At 70.8% G+C, this 16,729-nt stretch carries 14 protein-coding genes; all 14 read left to right on the top strand.

Features of this window, described 5'->3' with window-relative positions:
- The first annotated feature begins 429 nt into the window (after positions 1–429).
- A complete protein-coding gene (locus ACIP4P_RS30835) occupies positions 430–789 on the top strand; it encodes an NADH-quinone oxidoreductase subunit A (protein ID WP_030060100.1) in 360 nt (119 codons plus the stop codon).
- 216 nt (positions 790–1,005) lie between these two features.
- Positions 1,006–1,560, top strand: coding sequence for an NADH-quinone oxidoreductase subunit B family protein (locus tag ACIP4P_RS30840; protein WP_031079294.1), 555 nt, complete (start codon positions 1,006–1,008; stop codon positions 1,558–1,560).
- On the top strand, positions 1,557–2,270 hold the full coding sequence (locus ACIP4P_RS30845; protein ID WP_400924059.1) for an NADH-quinone oxidoreductase subunit C: 714 nt from the start codon (positions 1,557–1,559) through the stop codon (positions 2,268–2,270). The genes ACIP4P_RS30840 and ACIP4P_RS30845 overlap by 4 nt, the downstream gene beginning before the upstream one ends.
- Positions 2,270–3,646 carry an NADH-quinone oxidoreductase subunit D gene (locus tag ACIP4P_RS30850; RefSeq protein WP_400924061.1) on the top strand — a complete coding sequence of 459 codons (1,377 nt, stop codon included), beginning with the start codon at positions 2,270–2,272 and terminating at the stop codon, positions 3,644–3,646. Before ACIP4P_RS30845 ends, ACIP4P_RS30850 begins: the two co-directional genes overlap by 1 nt.
- Positions 3,643–4,488 (top strand): NADH-quinone oxidoreductase subunit NuoE, encoded by an 846-nt coding sequence (nuoE, locus tag ACIP4P_RS30855; protein WP_400924063.1) that lies wholly within the window; start codon positions 3,643–3,645, stop codon positions 4,486–4,488. The genes ACIP4P_RS30850 and nuoE overlap by 4 nt, the downstream gene beginning before the upstream one ends.
- Entirely contained in the window at positions 4,488–5,849 is a 1,362-nt protein-coding gene (gene nuoF, locus ACIP4P_RS30860) for an NADH-quinone oxidoreductase subunit NuoF (protein WP_350516921.1), read from the top strand. The genes nuoE and nuoF overlap by 1 nt, the downstream gene beginning before the upstream one ends.
- Before the next feature lie 35 nt (positions 5,850–5,884).
- The gene (locus tag ACIP4P_RS30865; RefSeq protein WP_400924066.1) at positions 5,885–8,377 is read left to right on the top strand and encodes an NADH-quinone oxidoreductase subunit G; all 2,493 of its coding nucleotides are present in this window, start codon (positions 5,885–5,887) and stop codon (positions 8,375–8,377) included.
- Positions 8,374–9,705, top strand: a complete 1,332-nt coding sequence (nuoH, locus tag ACIP4P_RS30870; protein WP_400924068.1) for an NADH-quinone oxidoreductase subunit NuoH — start codon at positions 8,374–8,376, stop codon at positions 9,703–9,705. The genes ACIP4P_RS30865 and nuoH overlap by 4 nt, the downstream gene beginning before the upstream one ends.
- Before the next feature lie 6 nt (positions 9,706–9,711).
- Positions 9,712–10,314: an NADH-quinone oxidoreductase subunit NuoI gene (nuoI, locus tag ACIP4P_RS30875; protein WP_350516918.1), complete on the top strand. Its 603-nt coding sequence runs from the start codon at positions 9,712–9,714 to the stop codon at positions 10,312–10,314.
- The gene (locus tag ACIP4P_RS30880) at positions 10,314–11,198 is read left to right on the top strand and encodes an NADH-quinone oxidoreductase subunit J (protein WP_350516926.1); all 885 of its coding nucleotides are present in this window, start codon (positions 10,314–10,316) and stop codon (positions 11,196–11,198) included. Before nuoI ends, ACIP4P_RS30880 begins: the two co-directional genes overlap by 1 nt.
- The gene (gene nuoK, locus ACIP4P_RS30885) at positions 11,195–11,494 is read left to right on the top strand and encodes an NADH-quinone oxidoreductase subunit NuoK (protein ID WP_350516917.1); all 300 of its coding nucleotides are present in this window, start codon (positions 11,195–11,197) and stop codon (positions 11,492–11,494) included. Before ACIP4P_RS30880 ends, nuoK begins: the two co-directional genes overlap by 4 nt.
- Before the next feature lie 14 nt (positions 11,495–11,508).
- A complete protein-coding gene (gene nuoL, locus ACIP4P_RS30890) occupies positions 11,509–13,404 on the top strand; it encodes an NADH-quinone oxidoreductase subunit L (RefSeq protein ID WP_400924071.1) in 1,896 nt (631 codons plus the stop codon).
- A gap of 34 nt (positions 13,405–13,438) precedes the next feature.
- Complete coding sequence (locus ACIP4P_RS30895) at positions 13,439–15,085, top strand: NADH-quinone oxidoreductase subunit M (RefSeq protein WP_400924073.1); 1,647 nt, start codon at positions 13,439–13,441, stop codon at positions 15,083–15,085.
- The gene (nuoN, locus tag ACIP4P_RS30900) at positions 15,082–16,719 is read left to right on the top strand and encodes an NADH-quinone oxidoreductase subunit NuoN (RefSeq protein WP_350516914.1); all 1,638 of its coding nucleotides are present in this window, start codon (positions 15,082–15,084) and stop codon (positions 16,717–16,719) included. Before ACIP4P_RS30895 ends, nuoN begins: the two co-directional genes overlap by 4 nt.
- Positions 16,720–16,729 lie beyond the last annotated feature (10 nt).

A 16,729-nucleotide genomic window follows, 5' to 3' on the forward strand; every position in this document is an offset into this window, starting at 1 on the left:
CGACCCCTTGTGAACGAAGGGTCAAGCAAGCGTTCCTCCCCCCACCACCCCTCCGAGTGAGCCGCTATAACACGTCAACATGAAGCCCCGAGATTTGCCAGCCCCGGAGCATAGTTGATATAGGAACACGCCCCTGACCAGCCGCTTCAAAGATAATTGCGACTGCTTGTGATCATTTGACTCCTTTGCGTTGACAACTCTGGGCATGTTCACATTCGCCACCATTCACATGGTGGCGTAGATCACAAAGATGACGATGAACTGCGTGTCGCAGATCACAAGCCACCGGGCATAGGATGCGCTCGTTCCAGGCTTTGTGAACTGCCTCACATGAGGTGGATCTCGGGAACTGGAACGCGGGTTCACCTCAGCGTGACCCGCCGGTTCCGATCTGCAGTCAAGGACGACTGGACGGAGGGAGCGGGGGCTATGAATGCCTACGCGCCGATCCTCGTACTCGGTGCCATCGCGGCGGCGTTCGCGGTCGGTTCCGTCGTGATGGCCTCACTCACCGGCCCCAAGCGCTACAACCGGGCCAAGTTGGAGGCGTACGAGTGCGGCATCGAGCCGACCCCGCAGCCCGTGGGCGGCGGTCGGTTCCCGATCAAGTACTACCTGACGGCGATGCTCTTCATCGTCTTCGACATCGAGATCGTCTTCCTCTACCCCTGGGCGGTGACCTTCGACGCCCTGGGGATCTTCGGTTTGGTCGAGATGCTCCTGTTCATCGCCACCGTCTTCGTCGCGTACGCCTACGTCTGGCGCCGTGGCGGCCTGGAGTGGGACTGAGCCGGCCGGGCGCGACGCCGCCGTCGGAACGCCGTGCCCCGCGGTGCCGTCGACGGGACCGCCACACCTAGCGGCTGCGCCTTGTGAACGGGTGGACAAGCGCGAGCGGGCCGGACGTCCCCCGGGACGCCGACGCACCAGGGCACCGCACACCAGAGGGCTGACGCGCCAGAGGACCGACGTACCAGAGGACTTGAGGGCATTGAGAGGGATCTGATGGGAATCGAGGAGAAGCTGCCGAGCGGCTTCCTGCTCACGACCGTGGAGACGGCCGCCGGTTGGGTGCGCAAGGCGTCACTCTTCCCCGCCACCTTCGGTCTGGCCTGCTGCGCGATCGAGATGATGACCACCGGCGCCGGTCGCTACGACCTGGCCCGGTTCGGCATGGAGGTCTTCCGGGGCTCCCCCCGGCAGGCCGATCTGATGATCGTGGCGGGCCGGGTGAGCCAGAAGATGGCCCCGGTGCTGCGCCAGGTGTACGACCAGATGGCCAACCCGAAGTGGGTCATCTCGATGGGCGTCTGCGCCTCCTCCGGCGGGATGTTCAACAACTACGCGATCGTCCAGGGCGTCGACCACATCGTCCCGGTGGACATCTACCTGCCCGGTTGCCCGCCCCGTCCGGAGATGCTGATGGACGCCATCCTGAAGCTGCACGACAAGATCCAGCACGAGCCGTTGGGCGTGAACCGGCGCCGTGCCGAGGAGCTCGGCGAGGCCCTGGCCCTCAAGGCCACCCCGATCAGCGAGATGCGGGGGCAGCTGCGATGAACGAGCAGGTACCCGAGACCCGCCGCGAGCAGCCGGTCCGCGAGATCCCGGTCGAGGTGGTCGGCCGCCGCCAGGGCATGTTCGGCGCCCAGGGCACCGGAGACACCTCCGGCTTCGGCGGCCTGGCCGCCCCGATCGTGCTGCCCGGCCCGAGCGAGCGCCCGTACGGCGGCTGGTTCGACGAGGTGGCCGACGAGTTCGAGGGCGCCCTGGAGGAGCAGGGCCTGGACCCGGTCGAGGTGATCGGGAAGACCGTGGTCGACCGCGGCGAGCTGACCTTCCACGTCGAGCGCGCCCACCTCCTGAAGGCGGTGCGCATCCTGCGCGACGACCCGGCGCTGCGCTTCGAACTGTGCCTGGGCGTCAGCGGCGTGCACTACCCGGGGGACCAGGGCCGCGAGCTGCACGCGGTCTACCACCTGCGCTCGATCACCCACGGCCGGCTGATCCGGCTGGAGGTCACCGCGCCGGACGCCGACCCGCGGATCCCCTCCGTGGTGAGCGTCTACCCGACCAACGACTGGCACGAGCGCGAGGCCTACGACTTCTTCGGCCTGGTCTTCGACGGCCACCCGGCGCTCACCCGGATCATGATGCCGGACGACTGGTTGGGCCACCCGCAGCGCAAGGACTACCCGCTCGGCGGCATCCCCGTCGAGTACAAGGGCGCCCAGATCCCGGCACCCGACCAGCGGAGGTCGTACAGCTGATGAGCACTCAGCACTTCGAAGGCGCCGATCAGGAGGCCCGCACGGCGGCCCCCGGTGCGGCCGAGGAGGCGCAGGCCCGGGACACCACCGAGGGCCGGGTCTTCACCGTCACCGGCGGCGACTGGGGCGAGGTGGTGGAGGCGGTCGGCCGGGCCGACGACGAACGCATCATCGTCAACATGGGCCCCCAGCACCCGTCCACCCACGGCGTGCTGCGGCTGATCCTGGAGATCGACGGCGAGACGGTGAAGGAGGCCCGCTGCGGCATCGGCTACCTCCACACCGGCATCGAGAAGAACATGGAGTTCCGCAACTGGGTCCAGGGCACCACCTTCGTGACCCGCATGGACTACCTGACGCCGCTGTTCAACGAGACCGCCTACTGCCTGGCGGTCGAGAAGCTGCTCGGCATCACCGAGGAGATCCCGGACCGGGCCAGCGTCATCCGGGTGATGATGATGGAGCTGAACCGGATCGCCTCGCACCTGGTCTGCCTGGCCACCGGCGGCATGGAGATCGGCTCCACCACCCTGATGATCTACGGCTTCCGGGACCGCGAGCTGATCCTGGACGTCTTCGAGCTGGTCACCGGCCTGCGGATGAACCACGCCTACGTGCGCCCCGGCGGCCTGGCCCAGGACCTGCCGCCCGGCGCGGTCGACCAGATCCGCGAGGCGGTCCGCACCTTCCGCTCCCGGATGCACGAGTACGACAAACTCGCCACCGGCAACCCGGTGTTCAAGGCCCGCCTGGTCGACGTCGGCTTCCTGGACCTGGCCGGCTGCCTGGCCCTGGGCGCCACCGGCCCGATCCTGCGCGCCGCCGGTCTGCCGCACGACCTGCGCAAGTCCGACCCGTACTGCGGCTACCAGGACTACGACTTCGAGGTCGCCACCGCCGACACCGCCGACTCCTACGGCCGCTTCCTGATCCGGCTGGAGGAGATGCGGCAGTCGCTGGGCATCGTCGAGCAGTGCCTGGACCGGCTGCGGCCGGGCCCGGTGATGGTGGCCGACAAGAAGATCGCCTGGCCGGCCCAACTGGCGGTCGGGCCGGACGGGATGGGCAACTCGCTCGACCACATCCGCAAGATCATGGGCACCTCGATGGAGGCCCTGATCCACCACTTCAAGCTGGTCACCGAGGGCTTCCGGGTCCCGGTCGGCCAGGCGTACGTGGCGGTCGAGTCACCCAAGGGCGAGCTGGGCGTGCACGTGGTGAGCGACGGCGGGACGCGCCCCTACCGGGTGCACTTCCGCGATCCGTCCTTCACCAATCTGCAGACGATGGCGGCGATGTGCGAGGGCGGCCAGGTGGCCGACGTGATCGTCGCGGTGGCCGGGATCGACCCGGTGATGGGAGGCGTGGACCGGTGACCGAAGTCGACCTGGGACTGCCGGCGCTGCCGGCCCCGCCGTACCCCGAGGAGGTGCGGGCCCGGCTGGCCGCGGACTCGGCCGAGCTGATCGGCCGCTACCCGCAGGCCCGTTCGGCGCTGCTGCCGCTGCTGCACCTGGTGCAGGCCGAGGAGGGCTTCGTCAGCCCGACCGGGATCCGGTTCTGCGCCGAGCAGTTGGACCTGACCACCGCCGAGGTCACCGCCGTCGCCACCTTCTACACGATGTACCGGCGGCGCCCGGCCGGGAAGTACCACGTCGGGGTCTGCACCAACACCCTGTGCGCGGTGCTCGGCGGCGACCAGATCTTCGCCGAGCTGCAGCAGCACCTGGGCATCGGCAACAACGGGACCACCGAGGACGGCGCGATCTCGATCGAGCACATCGAGTGCAACGCCGCCTGCGACTACGCCCCCGTGGTGATGGTCAACTGGGAGTTCTTCGACGACCAGACCCCGGACAGCGCCCGGAAGCTGGTCGACGACCTGCGGGCCGGCCGAGAGGTGCGGCCCACCCGCGGTGCCCGGCTGTGCGGCTTCAAGGAGACCGCCCGGATCCTGGCCGGCTTCCCCGACGAGCGCCCGGGCGCCAACGACGAGTCCGGCGCCGGCGGCGCCCCCTCGCTGGCCGGCCTGCGGCTGGCCCGCGGCGAGGCCCTGCCCGGCACCGGCGGCACCAAGGTCGTCGCCCCCCGCCACGAGGCCCCCCGCCACGACGAACCCCGGCACGACGAGCCCCGGCACGACGAGCCCCGCCACGACGAGCCCCGGCAGGAAGAAACGGGTCAGGAAGAAACGGGCCAGGAAGGGACCGAAGCGTGATGACCTCCGCCGAGCCGGCCGAGAAGCTGCTCACCCCCGTCCTCTCCGACCCCTGGGACGACAGCCGCCCCTGGACGCTCGCCACCTACCGCCGCCACCACGGCTACGAGGGCCTCAAAGCGGCCCTCGCGATGCCCCCGGACGACGTGATCGCCCTGGTCAAGGACTCCGGCCTGCGCGGCCGCGGCGGCGCCGGCTTCCCCACCGGGATGAAGTGGCAGTTCATCCCGCAGAACGACGGCAAGCCGCACTACCTGGTGGTGAACGCGGACGAGTCCGAGCCGGGCACCTGCAAGGACATCCCGCTGCTGTTCGCCAACCCGCACGCGCTGATCGAGGGCATGGTGATCGCCTCCTACGCGATCCGCTGCGAGCACGCCTTCATCTACCTGCGCGGCGAGGTCGTCCCGGTGCTGCGCCGGCTGCACGCGGCGGTCGCCGAGGCGTACGCGGCCGGGCTGCTGGGCCGGGACGTGCTGGGTTCCGGGATGAACCTGGACATCACCGTGCACGCGGGCGCCGGCGCCTACATCTGCGGTGAGGAGACGGCGCTGCTGGACTCGCTGGAGGGCCGCCGCGGCCAGCCCCGGCTGCGGCCGCCGTTCCCGGCGGTGGCCGGCCTGTACGCCTGCCCGACGGTGGTGAACAACGTCGAGTCGATCGCCTCGGTGCCGCCGATCCTGGCCCGGGGCAAGGAGTGGTTCAAGGGCCTGGGCACCGAGAAGTCCCCGGGCTTCACGCTGTACTCGCTGTCCGGCCACGTCACCAACCCGGGCCAGTACGAGGCCCCGCTCGGCGTCACCCTGCGCCAGCTGCTGGACCTCAGCGGCGGCGTCCGGGCCGGGCACCGGCTGAAGTTCTGGACCCCGGGGGGCTCGTCCACCCCGATGTTCACCGACCAGCACCTCGACGTCCCGCTGGACTACGAGGGCGTCGGCGCGGCCGGCTCGATGCTCGGCACCAAGGCGCTGCAGGTCTTCGACGAGACCACCTGCGTGGTGCGGGCGGTGACCCGCTGGACGGAGTTCTACGCCCACGAGTCCTGCGGCAAGTGCACCCCCTGCCGGGAGGGCACCTACTGGCTGGTCCAGCTGCTGAAGCGGATCGAGGCGGGCGAGGGCGTCGACGGGGACCTGGAGAAGCTCCTCGACATCGCCGACAACATCAACGGCAAGTCCTTCTGCGCGCTGGGCGACGGCGCGGCCAGCCCGATCGTCTCCTCGCTCCAGTACTTCCGGGCCGAGTACGAGCAGCACCTGGCCGAGCGCCGCTGCCCGTTCGACCCGGCCGCCTCCACCGTCTGGGCCGACGGCCCCCGCCCCGGCCACCAGTCCGCCACCGAAAGGGAGGTGCACGCGTGACGATCACAGAGCCATCCGCCTCCACGGGAGAATCCATGGGCGAGGAATCCATGGGCGAGAAGCCCGCGGTCGAACTGGTCACGCTCACCATCGACGGCGTCGAAGTGCGGGTCCCCAAGGGGACCTTGGTGATCCGGGCCGCCGAGACGATCGGCACCCAGATCCCGCGCTTCTGCGACCATCCGCTGCTGGACCCGGCCGGCGCCTGCCGGCAGTGCATCGTGGAGGTGGAGGGCCAGCGCAAGCCGGTGGCCTCCTGCACCATCCCGGTGGCCGAGGGCATGGTGGTGCGCACCCAGCTGAGTTCGCCGGTGGCCGAGAAGGCCCAGCGCGGGGTGATGGAGCTGCTGCTGATCAACCACCCGCTGGACTGCCCGGTCTGCGACAAGGGCGGTGAGTGCCCGCTGCAGAACCAGGCGATGTCCAACGGCGCGGCGGACTCCCGCTTCGAGGGCATGAAGCGCACCTACGCCAAGCCGCTGCCGATCAGCAGCCAGGTGCTGCTGGACCGGGAGCGCTGCGTGCTGTGCGCGCGCTGCACCCGGTTCTCCCAGCAGATCGCCGGGGACCCGTTCATCGACCTGGTGGAGCGCGGGGCGCTGCAGCAGGTGGGCACCGGGGAGGGGGACGACTTCGAGTCGTACTTCTCCGGGAACACCATCCAGATCTGCCCGGTGGGCGCGTTGACCTCGGCGGCTTATCGTTTCCGCTCGCGCCCGTTCGACCTGGTGTCCTCGCCGAGCGTGTGCGAGCACTGCGCGTCGGGCTGCGCCCAGCGCACCGACCACCGGCGGGGCAAGGTGCTGCGCCGGCTGGCGGGTGAGGACCCGGCGGTGAACGAGGAGTGGAACTGCGACAAGGGCCGGTTCGCGTTCCGGTACGCCCAGCAGCGGGACCGGCTGACCTCCCCGCTGGTGCGGGAGGACGGCGAGCTGGTGCCGGTCTCCTGGCCGGAGGCGCTGGCCCGGGCGGCCGAGGGGCTGCGCGGGGCGCGGACGGGCGTGCTGGCGGGCGGCCGGGTGACGGTGGAGGACGCGTACGGGTACGCGAAGTTCGCCCGGGTGGTGCTGGGCACCAACGACGTGGACTTCCGGGCGCGTCCGCACAGCGGTGAGGAGGCGGACTTCCTGGCCGCGGCGGTCGCCGGGCGCGGGGTCGACCTGGACGGTGACGGTCCGACCTACGAGCGGCTGGAGCAGGCTCCGGCGGTGCTGCTGGCGGGTCTCGAACCGGAGGAGGAGTCGCCGATCGTCTTCCTGCGGCTGCGCAAGGCGTCCAGGGCGGGCGATCTGAAGGTGTTCTCGGTGGCGGCGTTCGCCTCCCGGGGGCTGGCGAAGCTGCGCGGTGCGCTGCTGCCGGCGGCGCCGGGGACGGAGCCGGAGTGGTTCGCGGCGCTGGCGGCGGACGAGCCGTTGAACGACGAGGCCGGGCGGGCGGCGGAGCTGCTGCGCCGGCCGGGCGCGGTGATCCTGGCGGGTGAGCGGCTGGCGTCGGTGCCGGGGGCGTTGACGGCGGTGCTGCGGCTGGCGCACGCGACGGGTGCGGCGCTGGCCTGGGTGCCGCGCCGGGCGGGGGAGCGCGGGGCGGTGGAGGCGGGCGCGCTGCCGGGCCTGCTGCCGGGCGGCCGTCCGGTGGCGGCGGAGGCGGCGCGGGCGGAGGCGGCCGCGGTGTGGGGGGTGGCGGAGCTGCCCTCGCGGCCGGGCCGGGACACCGGTCAGATCCTGACCGCGGCGGCCCGGGGCGACCTGGACGCGCTGCTGGTGGGCGGGGTGGATCCGGACGACCTGCCGGATCCGGCGCTGGCCGCGGAGGCCCTGGCGGCGGTGCCGTTCGTGGTGTCGCTGGAGCTGCGGCCGTCGGCGGTGACGGAGCGCGCGGACGTGGTGCTGCCGGTGGCGGCGGTGGCGGAGAAGGCGGGCACCTTCCTGGACTGGGAAGGCCGGGTGCGGATGTTCGAGGTCGCGCTCAAGCCGGATCAGCAGATGGGCCGTCATCTCCAGTCGGACCTGCGGGTGCTGGCGATGCTGGCGGACGCGCTGGGCGCCCGGTTGGGTCTGCCGGACGTGCGGGCGGCCCGGCTGGAGCTGGACCGGTTCGGGCCGTGGCGGGGTGACCGCGGGGTGGTTCCGGCGGCGCACCCGGGGGTGCTGCCGCGGCCGGCCACCGGGCAGGCGGTGCTGGCGGGTTGGCGGTTGCTGCTGGACGAGGGGTCGCTGCAGGACGGCGATCCGCATCTGGCGGGCACCCGGCACCGGGCGGTGGCCCGGGTCTCGCCGGTGACGGCGCAGGAGATCGGCGCCGATCCGGCGGGGTCGCTGCGGCTGACCGGTCCGGCGGGTTCGCTGACCCTGCCGTTGGAGGTCACCGATTCGATCCCGGACCGCACGGTCTGGGTCCCGCTCAACTCCACGCCGGGCGGCGCCCATCGCGCGCTCGGCACCACCGTGGGCCATCTGGTCACCATCGCCGCGGCCGGGCCGGAGCCCGCGGCGGCGGCGCGGGCCGAGGGCGAAGGGGAGGTCCGATGACGACTCCGCAGCCGTACGAGACGCTGCACTTCTTCGGCCAGGACCCCTGGTGGCTGGTGCTGTTGAAGGGGGTGTTCTGTTTCGCGTTCCTGGTGCTGACGGTGCTGATCGCGATCGTCTGGGAGCGCAAGGTGGTGGCCTGGATGCAGTTGCGCATCGGGCCGAACCGGCACGGGCCGTGGGGGCTGCTGCAGTCGCTGGCGGACGGTGTGAAGCTGGCGCTGAAGGAAGACCTGGTGGTCAAGGGCGCGGACAAGGTGGTCTACATCCTCGCGCCGATCGTCTGCGCGATCCCGGCGTTCATGGCCTTCGCGGTGATCCCGTTCGGTCCGCCCGGGAACGAGGTGTCGATCTTCGGCACCCGGACGCCGCTGCAGTTGACCGATCTGCCGATCGCGCTGCTGTACGTCCTGGCGACGGCCTCGATCGGGATCTACGGGATCGTGCTGGCGGGCTGGTCCTCGGGTTCGACGTACCCGCTGCTGGGCGGGTTGCGTTCGGCCGCGCAGATGATCAGCTACGAGATCGCGATGGGTCTGTCCTTCGCGGCGGTGTTCATCTACTCGGGTTCGATGTCGACCTCGGAGATCGTGGCGCACCAGCAGCCGAAGTGGTTCGCGGTGCTGCTGCCGGTGTCGTTCATCGTGTACGTCATCGCCATGGTCGGGGAGACCAACCGGGCGCCGTTCGACCTGCCGGAGGCCGAGGGCGAGCTGGTGGGCGGCTTCAACACCGAGTACTCCTCGCTGAAGTTCGCGATGTTCATGCTGGCCGAGTACGTCAACATGGTGACGGTCTCGGCGGTGGCCTCGACCCTGTTCCTGGGCGGCTGGCGGGCGCCGTGGCCGGTGTCGGAGTTCTGGGCGGGCGCCAACCACGGCTGGTGGCCGATGCTCTGGATCACGCTGAAGATCCAGCTGCTGCTGTTCTTCTTCATCTGGCTGCGCGGCACGCTGCCCCGGCTGCGCTACGACCAGTTCATGAAGCTGGGCTGGAAGGTGCTGATCCCGGTCTCGCTGGTGTGGCTGGTGCTGATCGCGAGCGTGCGGGCGCTGCGCAACGAGGGCTACGGCTTCGGCGAGGTGGTGCTGTACGTGGGTGCGCCGGTCGGCGCGATCCTGCTGCTGGCGCTGGTCCGGGACTTCCTGCGCAAGCAGCCGGAGGAGGAGCCGCAGCCTCCGAAGGGCGAGTTCGACCCGATGGCGGGCGGGTACCCGGTGCCGCCGCTGCCCGGGCAGGTGCTGCCGCCGGTGCCGCGTCGGCCGAGCCGGGCGCCGAAGCAACTCCAGGACGCCCTCAACGGGGCCGACCATTCCGAAGGGAGCTGATCCGCGATGGAGTCCGAGCAGACGGGCCGGCCCGAGCGGGCCGACCGGCCGTCGGTCCTGGGCCCGGCCGCAGGCTTCGGCGTGACCTTCAAGGCCATGTTCAAGAAGCGGCTGACCGAGCAGTACCCGGAGCAGAAGAAGCCGACCGCGCCGCGTTTCCACGGCCGGCACCAGCTGAACCGGCATCCGGACGGTCTGGAGAAGTGCGTCGGCTGCGAGTTGTGCGCGTGGGCGTGCCCGGCCGACGCGATCTACGTGGAGGGCGCGGACAACCGGGACGAGGAGCGCTACTCGCCGGGTGAGCGCTACGGCGCGGTCTACCAGATCAACTACGCCCGCTGCATCCTGTGCGGGCTGTGCATCGAGGCCTGTCCGACCCGGGCGCTGACCATGACCAACGAGTACGAGCTGGCGGACTCCTCCCGCAAGGACCTGATCTTCACCAAGGAGCAGCTGCTGGTGGGGCTGTCCGAGGGCATGGTGGACAGCCCGCACGCGATCTTCCCGGGCACCGACGAGGGCGCGTACTACCGGGGCGAGATCACCGCGGCGGCGCCGGGGACGGTCCAGCAGGAGCGGACCGACCGGGAGAAGGAGGTGCGGCCGTGATCGGACAGCTGGCGGCGGCGGCCGGGACGACCTCCACGGGTGAGGCCGTCCAGTTCTGGGTGCTCGCGGTGATCGCGGTGGGCGGCGCGCTGGGCATGCTGCTGATGCGCAAGGCCGTGCACAGCGCGTTGTGCCTGGCGGCCACCATGATGGCGCTGGCGCTCTGCTACCTGGCGCAGGGCGCGGTGTTCCTGGGCGTGGTGCAGATCGTGGTCTACACCGGCGCGATCATGATGCTGTTCCTGTTCGTGGTGATGCTGGTCGGCGTGACCGGCGAGGACTCGCTGAAGGAGCAGTTGAAGGGGCAGCGGTTCGCGGCGGTGCTGTGCGGGCTGGGCTTCGGGGTGCTGCTGATCGCGGGGATCGCCAACGCGAGGCTGGACCACTTCACCGGGCTGGGCGAGGCGAACGCCGAGGGCAACGTGCCGGGTCTGGCCCGGCTGATCTTCACCCGTTACGTGTGGGCCTTCGAGGTCACCGGCGCGCTGCTGATCACGGCGGCGGTCGGGGCGATGGTGCTGACCCACCGGGAGCACGTGAAGCCGCCGAAGACCCAGCGCGAGCTGGCGGAGCAGCGGGTGCGGGACAACCTCCAGGTGCCGCCGCTGCCGGCGCCGGGCGTGTACGCGCGGCACAACGCGGTGGACGTGCCGGGGCTGCTGCCGGACGGCACGGTCGCCGAGGACTCGGTGATGGCGACGCTGCGCGAGCGCGGCCAGGTCCGGGACGTCAGTCAGTCCATGCTGCGGCGGATGGCGGAGCTGGAGAACAGCACGGCGGACTGGCTGGGCCGGCCGTCGTCGGAGCGGCCGGCGGTGGCGGCTCCGCGCAAGCCCCTGGAGCCCGTCCCGAACCACCCGGCCGACGAGGAGGGCGCGGAGTGAACCCGGTCAACTACCTGTATCTGTCAGCTCTGTTGTTCACCATCGGCGCGTCGGGGGTGCTGATCCGGCGCAACGCGATCGTGCTGTTCATGTGCGTCGAGCTGATGCTGAACGCCTCGAACCTGGCGCTGGTGACGTTCTCCCGGTTGCACGGGACCCTGGACGGCCAGGTGATCGCGTTCTTCACGATGGTGGTCGCGGCGGCCGAGGTCGTGGTGGGCCTCGCCATCATCGTCTCCATCTTCCGGACCAGGCACTCCGCTTCGGTCGACGACAGCAACCTGATGAAGCTGTAGGCGGAGGACCTTCGGTGAACTCTCTCATTCCGCTGCTGGTGGCGGCCCCGCTGGCCGGTGCCGCACTGCTGCTGCTGGGCGGCCGGGCCCTGGACCGGTTCGGCCACTGGCTGGCCACCGCGCTCGCCGCGCTCTCGTTCGGCTTCGGCCTGGCGCTGTTCTCGGACATGCTGGGCCGGGACGCCGAGCACCGGGCGGTGACGAAGCACCTGTTCAGCTGGGTGCCGGTGAACGGCTTCCAGGCCGATGTCTCGTTCCGGCTCGACCAGTTGTCGATGACCTTCGTGCTGCTGATCACCGGGGTGGGCACGCTGATCCACCTGTACTCGGTGGGCTACATGGCGCACGACGAGCGCCGGCGCCGCTTCTTCGCGTACCTGAACCTGTTCCTGGCCGCCATGCTGCTGCTCGTGGTGGCGGACAACTACCTGCTGCTGTACGCCGGTTGGGAGGGCGTGGGGCTGGCCTCCTACCTGCTGATCGGCTTCTGGCAGCACAAGCCGAGCGCGGCGACGGCGGCGAAGAAGGCCTTCATCGTCAACCGGGTCGGCGACATGGGGCTGTCGATCGCGATCATGCTGATGTTCGCGGAGTTCGGCTCCTTCGCCTTCACCCCGGTCTTCGGCGGGGCGCAGCAGGCCAGCGAGGGCAAGCTGACCGCGATCGGCCTGATGCTGCTGCTGGCGGCCTGCGGCAAGTCGGCGCAGGTGCCGCTGCAGTCCTGGCTCGGGGACGCGATGGAGGGCCCGACCCCGGTCTCGGCCCTGATCCACGCGGCGACCATGGTGACCGCGGGGGTCTACCTGATCACCCGCTCCTCGGCGATCTTCGACCTGGCGCCGGACGCGCAGACCGCCGTGGTGGTGGTCGGCGCGGTGACGCTGCTGTTCGGTGCGATCGTCGGTTGCGCCAAGGACGACATCAAGAAGGCGCTGGCCGGCTCGACCATGTCGCAGATCGGCTACATGGTGATGGCGGCCGGGCTGGGGCCGATCGGCTACGCCTTCGCGATCATGCACCTGGTGACCCACGGCTTCTTCAAGGCGGGGCTGTTCCTCGGTGCCGGGTCGGTGATGCACGGCATGGACGACGAGGTGAACATGCGTCACTACGGCGGCCTGCGGAAGTACATGCCGGTCACCTTCGTCACCTTCGGCCTCGGCTACCTGGCGATCATCGGCTTCCCGGGCCTGTCGGGCTTCTTCTCCAAGGACAAGATCATCGAGGCGGCGTTCGCCAAGGGCGGCACCGAGGGCTGGATCCTCGGCCTGTGCGCGCTGGTCGGCGCGGCGGTCACCGCGTTCTACATGACCCGGGTGATGCTGCTGACCTTCTTCGGCGAGAAGCGCTGGCAGGCGGATGCGGCGGGCAACCTGCCGCACCCGCACGAGTCGCCGAAGACGATGACCGTCCCGATGGTCCTGCTGTCCTTCGGCTCGGTGTTCGCGGGCGGGCTGTTCGCCTTCAACTCCTCCTTCCTGCACTGGCTGGAGCCGGTCACCGGGCACAGCGAGGGCAACTCCCCGCTCGGTTCGTGGACCGTCACCGCGCTGACCACGGTCTGCATGCTGGTCGGGGTCGGCCTGTCGTACGCGATGTACGGGCGCTCGCCGGTGCCGGTGGTGCCGCCGGTCGGCTCCCCGCTGACCCGGGCGGCCCGCCGCGACCTGCTGCAGGACGACTTCAACCACGCCGTGCTGGTGCGGCCGGGCTCGGCGCTCACCGCGACCCTGGTCTACTTCGACAGCCGCGGCCTGGACGGCTTCGTCAACGGCCTGGCCGCCCTCATCGGGGGACTGTCGGGCCGGCTGCGGCGGGTCCAGAACGGCTTCGTCCGCACGTACGCGCTCTCCATGTTCGGCGGCACGCTGGTGCTGGTCGCCTCGACTCTCCTGATGAGGTCCGTCTGATGACTCGCGCAGATTCCGCAAGGGGGGTCAGGTCATGAGTGTGCTGTTGACCGCCACCTGCGCCGTCCCGGCGGCCGGCGCGGTGCTGACCGCCGCCCTGCCCGCCGGGACGAGCGAGGCCCGGCGCCGCACCACCAAGACCGTGGCGCTGGCCGTCTCGGCCGTCACCCTGGCGCTGACCGCCCTGGTGGCGGTGCGCTTCGACCCGCACGGCGCCCGCTACCAGCTGACCGAGTCGTACAGCTGGATCCGCTCCTTCGGCATCAGCTTCTCGCTGGGCGTGGACGGCATCGGCGCGGTGCTCGCGCTGCTGACGGCGGTCCTGGTGCCGGTGGTGATGCTGGCCTCCTGGCACGACGCCGACCCGGCCCCCGCCGTGGCCCCGGCCGCGCCGGCCGGCGGTGCCGACCCCGACACCTTCGAGGGGCGCCGCCGCACCCAGGCCTTCTTCGCCCTGATCCTGGCGGTCGAGGCGATGGTGGTGGTCTCCTTCTACGCCACCGACGTCTTCCTGTTCTACGTGTTCTTCGAAGCCATGCTGATCCCGATGTACTTCCTGATCGGCGGCTTCGGGGACCGGGCGGGCGGCCCGGAGTCGGCGCGCCAGCGCTCCTACGCGGCCGTCAAGTTCCTGCTGTACAACCTGCTCGGCGGCCTGGTGATGCTGGCCGCCGTGATCGGGTTGTACGTGATCGGCCAGGAGCAGGGCCTGGGCACCTTCGACCTGCCGACGCTGACCAACGCGATCGCCGACGGCAGTCTGAAGCTGTCCGGCACCGCCCAGGACGCGCTGTTCCTGGGCTTCTTCTTCGCCTTCGCGGTGAAGGCCCCGCTGTGGCCGCTGCACACCTGGCTGCCGAACGCGATGGGCGAGGCGACGGCCGGCACCGCCGTGCTGATCACCGCCGTGGTGGACAAGGTCGGCACCTTCGCGATGCTGCGCTTCTGCCTCGGGCTGTTCCCGGACGCCTCGAAGACCTTCGCCCCGGCGATCCTGGTGCTGTCGCTGATCGGGATCGTCTACGGCGCGCTGCTGGCGGTCGGCCAGAAGGACATCAAGCGGCTGGTCGCCTACGCCTCGATCTCGCACTTCGGCTTCATCATCATGGGCATCTTCGCCCTGACCAGCCAGGGGCAGAGCGGCGCGACCCTCTACATGGTCAACCACGGCCTCTCCACCGCCGCGTGGATGCTGGTGGCCGGCTTCCTGATCTCCCGCCGCGGCTCCCGGCTGATCGCCGACTACGGCGGTGTGCAGAAGGTCGCCCCGGTGCTCGCCGGGACCTTCCTGATCGGCAGCCTGGCGACCCTGTCGCTGCCCGGACTGGCACCCTTCGTCAGCGAGTTCCTGGTGCTGGTGGGCACCTTCACCCGCTACCCGGCGATCGGGATCGTCGCCACCTTCGGCATCGTGCTGGCCGCGCTGTACGCCCTGCTGCTGTACCAGCGCACCATGACCGGCCCGGTGAAGGACGGGGTCCGGTCGATGCCCGACCTCAAGGTCCGCGAACTCGCCGTGGTGGCACCGCTGGTGGCGCTGACGATCCTGCTCGGCGTCTACCCCAGGCCGCTCACCGACCTGGTCAACCCCTCGGTGGACGCGACGCTGTCGCAGGTCCACCGGACCGACCCGGCGCCGGCCCACCCGGTCGCCGCCACCTCAGGAGGTGAGCAGAAGTGAGTGCCAGCGCAGTGCTCGCCGCCGCCGGCGGCAACACGTCGGGCATCCCGGCCCCGCACATCGAGTACGGCCAACTCTCCCCGATGCTGGTGGTGTTCGCCGCCGCCGTGGCCGGCATCCTGGTCGAGGCGTTCGTCCCGCGCCGGCTGCGGCACTGGACCCAGGTCTCGCTCTCGCTGGTCGCCCTGGTCGGCGCCTTCGTCGCGGTGGTGGTGCTGGCCGCGCAGGGCCACGGCGCGCCCCGGATCGACCTGCTGGCGATGGAGTCGGTGGCGCTGGACGGCCCGGCGCTGTTCCTCCAGGGCGTGATCCTGCTGGTCGCCGTGGTCGCGGTGCTCACCTACGCCGAGCGGAGGCTGGAGCCCAAGGCCGGCGGGGTGCCCGCCGACGCCTTCGCCGCCCAGGCGTCCGCCACCCCCGGCGGGGAGCAGGAGCGGGCCGCGGTCCGGGCCGGCTTCACCACCACCGAGGTGTTCCCGCTGACCCTGTTCGCGGTCGGCGGGATGCTCCTCTTCCCGGCCGCCAACGACCTGCTGACCATGTTCGTGGCGCTGGAGGTCTTCTCGCTCCCGCTGTACCTGCTCTGCGCGCTGGCCCGGCGCCGCCGGCTGCTCTCCCAGGAGGCGGCGGTCAAGTACTTCCTGCTGGGCGCGTTCGCCTCGGCGTTCTTCCTGTTCGGCACGGCGCTGCTGTACGGCTACGCGGGCAGCGTGAAGCTCGGCGACATCGCGGACGTCATCGCCGGCAAGGCGATGACCACCCCGGCGCAGCTGTCCAGCACCCGGACCGACGCGCTGCTGCTGACCGGTCTGGCGATGCTGGCGGTGGGCCTGCTGTTCAAGGTCGGCGCGGTGCCGTTCCACTCCTGGACCCCGGACGTCTACCAGGGCGCGCCGACGCCGGTGACCGGCTTCATGGCGGCGGCCACCAAGGTCGCCGCGTTCGGGGCGTTCCTGCGGCTGTTCTACGTGGCCTTCCCGGGCCTGCGGCTGGACTGGCGGCCGGTGCTGTGGGGCGTGGCGATCCTGACCATGGTGGTCGGCGCGGTGCTGGCGGTGACCCAGCAGGACGTCAAGCGGCTGCTGGCGTACTCCTCGATCGCGCACGCCGGGTTCATCCTGACCGGGGTGATCGCGGTCAACAAGCAGGGCCTGTCCTCGGTGCTGTTCTACCTGGCGGCGTACTCCTTCGTGACGCTCGGCGCCTTCGCCGTGGTCACCCTGGTGCGGGACTCCAAGGGCGAGGCGACCCACCTGTCCAGCTGGGCCGGGCTGGGGCGGCGCTCGCCGCTGGTGGCGGCGGTGTTCGCGCTGTTCCTGCTGGCCTTCGCCGGGATCCCGCTGACCTCCGGGTTCACCGGGAAGTTCGCGGTGTTCCAGGCGGCGGCGGCCGGCGGGGCGACCCCGCTGGTGATCGTCGGTGTGCTGAGTTCGGCGGTGGCCGCGTTCTTCTACATCCGGGTGATCGTGCTGATGTTCTTCTCCGACCCGAAGCCGGGCGGGCCGACGGTGGTGATCCCGAGCGCCTTCACGGCGACCGCGATCGGCGTCGGGGTGCTGGTCACGCTGGGCCTGGGCCTGCTGCCGCAGTACTTCCTGGACCTCGCGTCCAAGGCCTCGCTGTTCGCGTACTGAATCGGCCCGG

This window comes from Kitasatospora sp. NPDC089509 (assembly GCF_044749365.1).
In the GTDB taxonomy this organism is placed as follows: Bacteria; Actinomycetota; Actinomycetes; order Streptomycetales; family Streptomycetaceae; genus Kitasatospora.

Excerpts from the sequence above, each read along its gene's own strand:
- ACIP4P_RS30835 (WP_030060100.1), top strand. The coding sequence starts at position 430 with ATGAATGCCTACGCGCCGATCCTCGTACTCGGTGCCATCGCGGCGGCG.
- ACIP4P_RS30840 (WP_031079294.1), top strand. The coding sequence starts at position 1,006 with ATGGGAATCGAGGAGAAGCTGCCGAGCGGCTTCCTGCTCACGACCGTG.
- ACIP4P_RS30845 (WP_400924059.1), top strand. The coding sequence starts at position 1,557 with ATGAACGAGCAGGTACCCGAGACCCGCCGCGAGCAGCCGGTCCGCGAG.
- ACIP4P_RS30850 (WP_400924061.1), top strand. The coding sequence starts at position 2,270 with ATGAGCACTCAGCACTTCGAAGGCGCCGATCAGGAGGCCCGCACGGCG.
- nuoF (WP_350516921.1), top strand. The coding sequence starts at position 4,488 with ATGACCTCCGCCGAGCCGGCCGAGAAGCTGCTCACCCCCGTCCTCTCC.
- ACIP4P_RS30865 (WP_400924066.1), top strand. The coding sequence starts at position 5,885 with ATGGGCGAGGAATCCATGGGCGAGAAGCCCGCGGTCGAACTGGTCACG.
- nuoH (WP_400924068.1), top strand. The coding sequence starts at position 8,374 with ATGACGACTCCGCAGCCGTACGAGACGCTGCACTTCTTCGGCCAGGAC.
- nuoI (WP_350516918.1), top strand. The coding sequence starts at position 9,712 with ATGGAGTCCGAGCAGACGGGCCGGCCCGAGCGGGCCGACCGGCCGTCG.
- ACIP4P_RS30895 (WP_400924073.1), top strand. The coding sequence starts at position 13,439 with ATGAGTGTGCTGTTGACCGCCACCTGCGCCGTCCCGGCGGCCGGCGCG.